Origin of the sequence: Streptomyces sp. NPDC000983, from assembly GCF_040299205.1 — a bacterium.
Lineage (GTDB): Bacteria > Actinomycetota > Actinomycetes > Streptomycetales > Streptomycetaceae > Streptomyces.
This window is the reverse complement of sequence record NZ_JBEPBM010000094.1, coordinates 1-6,194: the sequence shown is the minus strand read 5'-3', so window position 1 is coordinate 6,194 and position 6,194 is coordinate 1. Positions and strand designations below refer to the sequence as shown.

1 pseudogene is annotated in these 6,194 nt (G+C 71.3%); it reads left to right on the top strand.

Going from position 1 to position 6,194, the window contains the following annotated elements:
- Positions 1-23 precede the first annotated feature (23 nt).
- A pseudogene (locus tag ABT296_RS38205) lies at positions 24-6,194 on the top strand (type I polyketide synthase); the annotation flags it as partial.

Sequence of the window (6,194 nt, the reverse complement as noted above, 5' to 3'; positions counted from 1 at the left end):
CGGTTCGGGGTGAGGGTGTGTGGGTGCCGAGGCTGGCGCGTGTGGCGTCGTCGGGTTCGGGGTTGGTGCCTCCGGTGGGTGAGGGGGTGTGGCGGCTGGACACGGTGGCGTCCGGCACCTTGGAGGGTCTGGCGTTGGTGGCGGTGCCGGAGGCTTCGGCGCCGTTGGCTGCCGGGCAGGTCCGGGTCTCCGTCCGCGCGGCCGGCCTCAACTTCCGCGACGTCCTCATCGGCCTGGGCATGGTCCCCGACCAGCAGATCATGGGCAGTGAGGCCGCCGGTGTGGTGCTGGAGGTCGGAGAGGGCGTCACCGGTCTTGCCGCCGGTGACCGTGTCATGGGCTTCGTGACCGGCGGACTCGGCCCGCTCGCGGTCACGGACGCCCGGCTGATGGTCCCGGTACCCGAGGGCTGGTCGTTCGAGCAGGCGGCGTCGGTGCCGGTGGTGTTCCTGACGGCGTACTACGGCCTGGTCGATCTCGCCTCGGTCCAGGAGGGCGACAGGGTCCTCGTCCACGCGGGTGCCGGCGGAGTCGGCATGGCGGCGATCCAGCTCGCGCGGCACTTCGGCGCGACCGTCCTGGCAACGGCAAGCCCGGGCAAGTGGGACGCGCTGCGGGGTCTGGGCCTGTCGGACGCCGAGATCGCCTCCTCCCGTGACCTCGACTTCCGGGAGAAGTTCCTGGCGACGACCGGGGGCGCCGGAGTGGACCTCGTCCTCAACTCCCTTGCCCGGGAGTACGTCGACGCCTCCCTCGACCTGCTGCCACGAGGCGGACGGTTCCTGGAGCTCGGCAAGACCGACATCCGGGACGCCGACGAGGTCGCCTCCGAGCGGATCGGGGTCACCTACCGGGCGTACAGTCCCGGCGACGGCGGCCTGGACCGCGCCGGCGAGATCCTGCGCACCGTGGTCTCCCTGTTCGAGGCCGGTGCGCTGGAACCCCTCCCCGTCCGGACGTGGGATGTGCGGAGAGCCCCGGAGGCGTTCCGTTTCATGAGCCAGGCCCGGCATGTCGGCAAGGTCGTGCTGAGGATGCCGCCGCCCTTGGACCCCGACGGCACGGTCCTGATCACCGGAGGAACCGGAACCCTCGGCGGCCTGCTGGCCCGCCACCTGGTGACCGAGCACGGGGTACGGCACCTCCTGCTCACCAGCCGAAAGGGCCTGGACGCTCCCGGCGCCTCCGAACTCGTCTCCGAGCTGGCCGAGTTGGGAGCTACGACCGAGGTGGCTGCCTGTGATGCCGCCGACCGTGCCCAGCTCGCCGCGCTCCTGGACGGCCGTAACCTCACCGGAGTCGTCCACGCGGCCGGTGTCCTGGCCGACGGCCTGGTCACCTCCCTCACTCCCGAGCAGCTCGCGGAGGTCTGGCGTCCGAAGGCCCAAGCCGCCGCCAACCTGCACGAGTTGACCCGAGATGCCGACCTCGCCCTGTTCGTCCTGTACTCCTCCGCCTCAGGCGCCCTGGGCGGACCCGGCCAGGCGAACTACGCGGCGGCCAACGTCTTCCTGGACGCCCTGGCCGAGCACCGCCACGCCCAGGGCCTGCCCGCCGTCTCCCTGGCGTGGGGCTACTGGGAGCAGGCGAGCGGCATGACCGGGCACATGGGAGTCCGGGACCGCGCCCGGTTGTCCCAGGGGGGCTTGGTTCCGATGTCGTCGGAGCAGGGGCTGAACCTCTTCGACCGTGCCGTGTCGCTGGATGAGCCGGCGTTGGTGGTGAGCCCCGTCGACCTGGGTGAGCTGCGCACGCTGGCGTCGGCCGGCGGGCTGCCGGGGCTGTTGCGCGGACTGGTCCGGGGTCCGGTGGCGTCCCGTCGGGTCGCGGCGTCGACGGAGCCGGGTGGTGGCGCCGGCGGTCTGGAAGGGAGGCTCGCGGGGCTGAGCGAGCCGGAGCGGGAGCGGCTGCTGCTGGACCTGGTCAGGTCGCATGTCGCGGCCGTGCTGGGGCATGCCGACGCCGGTTCCGTCGCTGCGGACCGGCCGTTCAAGGACCTTGGGTTCGACTCGCTCACAGCGGTGGAACTGCGCAACCGGCTCAACACGGCCACCGGCATGCGCCTCCCGGCGACCCTGGTCTTCGACCACCCCACCCCCACCGCACTCACCCACCACATCCGCTCCCAACTGTCCGGACTACCCGACAGCACACGGGAACCCGTCGTCACCGTCGGCGCTGCGGACGAACCGATCGCGATCGTCGGAATGGCCTGCCGTTTTCCGGGTGGGATCGGCTCTCCGGAAGAGCTGTGGCGGGTGGTCCTCGCGGGCGAGGACGCGATCACCGCCTTCCCCCAGGACCGTGACTGGGACGACGACCTCTACGACCCCGACCCGGAGGCACCGGGCAAGACCTATGTGCGCGGCGGCGGGTTCGTGGCCGACGCGGCCGACTTCGACGCCCGGTTCTTCGGGATCTCCCCGCGTGAAGCCCTCGCCATGGACCCGCAGCAGCGACTGCTCCTGGAGACGGCCTGGGAGGCCGTCGAACGGGCGGGCATCGCCCCGGGCTCCCTGCGCGGTACGCGGACCGGCGTCTTCGCCGGCGCCCTGGCCTCCGAGTACGTGGCCCGGCTCAACGCCGTCCCGGACGGCATCGAGGGCTTCCTCGGCACCGGCAACATGTCCAGCGTCACCTCCGGCCGCGTCTCCTACCAACTCGGCCTGGAGGGACCGGCGGTCACCGTCGACACGGCCTGCTCGTCGTCGCTGGTCGCGCTGCACCTGGCCGTCCAGTCCCTGCGCAACGGGGAATGCGACATGGCGCTCACCGGCGGTGTGACGGTGATGTGCACCCCCACCGGTTTCGTGGAACTGAGCCGTCAGCGCGGGCTCTCGGCGGACGGCCGCTGCAAGGCGTTCGCGGGCGCCGCCGACGGCTTCGGCCCGGCGGAGGGCGTCGGCATGCTGGTGGTGGAGCGGCTCTCGGACGCCCGTGCCAAGGGGCACCGAGTGTTGGCGGTCGTACGGGGTTCCGCGGTCAATCAGGACGGTGCTTCCAACGGTCTGACCGCGCCGAACGGTCCGTCGCAGCAGCGGGTGATCCGGCAGGCCCTCGCCAACTCCGGGGTCGCCGCCGGTGAGGTGGACGTGGTCGAGGCCCACGGCACGGGCACCACCCTGGGCGACCCCATCGAGGCGCAGGCACTCCTCGCGACCTACGGCCAGGAGCGGTCCGCCGAACAGCCGCTGTGGCTGGGCTCGGTGAAGTCCAACATCGGGCACACGCAGGCCGCCGCGGGCGTGGCAGGCGTGATCAAGATGGTGATGGCGATGGAGGCGGGGGTGCTGCCGAGCACCCTGCACGTGGACACCCCGACTCCCCACGTCGACTGGGAGGCGGGCGACGTCCGACTCCTCACCGAGCGCCGCGACTGGACGGCGAACGGCCACCCGCGTCGCGCGGGTGTCTCGTCCTTCGGCATCTCCGGAACGAACGCGCACGTGATCCTGGAGGAGGCGGAGTCGGGGGCGGCGCCGCTGGTGGTCTCCGGTTCCGGTGCGTTGTCGGGTTCGCCGGTGGTGCCGTGGTTGGTGTCGGGGCGTTCGGCGGGGGCGCTGGCTGCGCAGGCGGGTCGGCTTGTGGGGGTGGCCGGGGCGCCGGTGGATGTGGGGTGGGGGCTGTGGTCCTCGCGTACGGCTCTGGAGCACCGGGCTGTGGTGTGGGGGTGTGAGCCGGGGGAACTGACAGCTGGGCTTGAGGCGCTGGCCTCGGGTGGTGTTTCGGCTCAGGCTGTTTCCGGGGTTGTGTCGGGTGCTGGTGGGCCGGTGTTGGTGTTTCCGGGGCAGGGGTCGCAGTGGGTGGGGATGGGGCGGGGGTTGTTGGAGTCCTCGCCGGTGTTCGCCTCACGGATCGCGGAGTGCGAGGCGGCTCTCGCGCCTTTCGTGGACTGGTCGTTGAGCGGCGTGCTGCGTGGTGATGACGACGCCTGGTTGCGGCGGGTTGATGTGGTGCAGCCGGTGTTGTGGGCGGTGATGGTGTCGTTGGCCGCGCTGTGGGAGTCCCTCGGCGTGGAACCGGCTGCGGTGATTGGTCATTCGCAGGGTGAGATCGCGGCTGCGGCGGTGGTCGGTGCGTTGAGTTTGGAGGATGCGGCGCGGGTGGTGGCGCTGCGTTCGGCTGCTGTACGGGATGAACTGGCCGGTCTTGGCGGCATGTTGTCCCTCACGACGGGTTCCGCGAAGACGTCCGAGTGGGTGGAGCCGTACGGCGACCGGGTGGCGATCGCCGTCTTCAACGGTCCTGACGCCACCGTGGTGGCCGGTGATCCGACAGCCCTGGATGAGATCGCGGCGGCAGCTGAAGCCGCTGGGGTGCGGGCCCGTCGCGTCCCCGTGGACTACGCCTCCCACTCCGCACAGGTGGAGGACATCCGGGACCGGCTCCTCGACGCTCTCGCCCCGGTCCAGCCGCGCGCTTCCCGCATACCCCTGATCTCGACGGTGACCGGTGAGCCCCTGGACACCACGACGATGGACGCGACGTACTGGTACGAGGGTCTGCGTCAGCCGGTCCGCTTCACCGACGCCATCCAAGTGGCCCTGGACCAGGGGCATTCCCGTCTGATCGAGGTGTCCGCGCACCCCGTCCTGACCACCGCCGTGCAGGCCATCGCGGAAGCCGTGGAGACTCCGCTCACCGTCGTTGGAACCCTGCGCCGGGACGAGGACGAGAGCACCCGAGTCATCGCCAGCGCGGCCGAACTGTGGGTCCAGGGTGCCGACATCGACTGGTCGGCCGTATACGCGGGCCGTGCCGTCGAACGCGTCGACCTCCCCACTTACGCCTTCCAGCGGGAGCGCTACTGGCTGGAGGCGTCCGGCACCACCGGCGATCCCGCAGAGCTGGGCCTGGGCGCCACCGGCCACCCCCTCCTCGGAGCCTCGGTGAGCCTCGCCGCCGATGGCGGACGAGTCCTGACCGGGCGACTCTCCCTGCGTACTCACCCGTGGCTCGCCGACCACGCCGTCGCCGGCACCGTCCTCCTCCCCGGCACCGCGTTCGTCGAACTCGCCATCCGCGCCGGAGACGAAGTCGGCTGCGGCCACCTCACCGAACTCACCCTCCAGGCACCCCTCGTCCTCCCCGAACAGGGCGCTGTGCAGATCCAAGTGGTCGTCGGTGCGGCGGACTCCGAGACCGGTGAACGGGAAGTGTCGGTGCACTCCCGCTCGGAGGACGCCGAGCCCGACGCGTCCTGGACCTGGCATGCCGAAGGCGTGCTCGGGGCGGAAGCCGTGCCGCAGTCTGCGACCGACCTGACCGTATGGCCCCCGCAGGACGCCGAGGCCCAGGAAGTGTCCGGCTTCTACGCCGCTGCCGAGACAGCCGGTTACGGCTATGGGACCGCGTTCCAGGGGTTGCGGGCGGTGTGGCGGCGGGGTGGTGAGGTGTTCGCCGAGGTGGAGTTGGGGGAGTCGCAGCGGGCGGAGGCGGCTCGGTTCGGCATCCATCCGGCGCTCCTGGACTCGGCGCTGCATGCCAATTCCTACGGCGAGTTCGGCCCCGAAGAGCCTGCCTTGAGGCTGCCGTTCGCGTGGACGGGTGTGTCGTTGTTCGCGGCGGGTGCGGACCGTCTGCGCGTGCGTATCACGGAGGCGGGCGAGGACGCGCTGCGAGTCGAGGTGGCGGACGGCACGGGACAGCCGGTCGCCGAGATCCGTTCGCTCGTGCTGCGCCCGGTGTCGGCCGAGGCGCTCGGCAGCAGTTCCCGGAGTGCGGAGACGGACGGGCTCTTCCGCACGGAGTGGACGTCGTTGCAGGTGCCGGACGAGGTCACGGGTACCGGGGTGTGGGCCGTGCTCGGCACGGACGACCCGTTCGCTCTCGGGGCCGCCGTGCAGAACGCCGGGCTCGCCGTGGACTCGCATCTGGACCTTGCGGGCCTGCGACTCGTGATGGAGGCCGGAGTGCCGGCGCCCGAGTTGGTGCTGTTCTCCGTCCCGCCGGTCGACGCTGTTGACGACATCGCTGAGGCCGGCCTGGGGACGACGACGGAAGTTCTGGGGCTGCTGCAGGAGTGGCTGGCTGACGAGGGGTTGACGGGTTCGCGGTTGGTGGTGGTGACGCGCGGAGCTACCACTGCTGAGGGTGATGTGGTGTCGGCTGGTGTGTGGGGGTTGGTGCGGTCGGCGCAGTCGGAGAATCCGGGTCGGTTGGTGTTGGTGGATCTGGATCCGGGTTCGGATCTG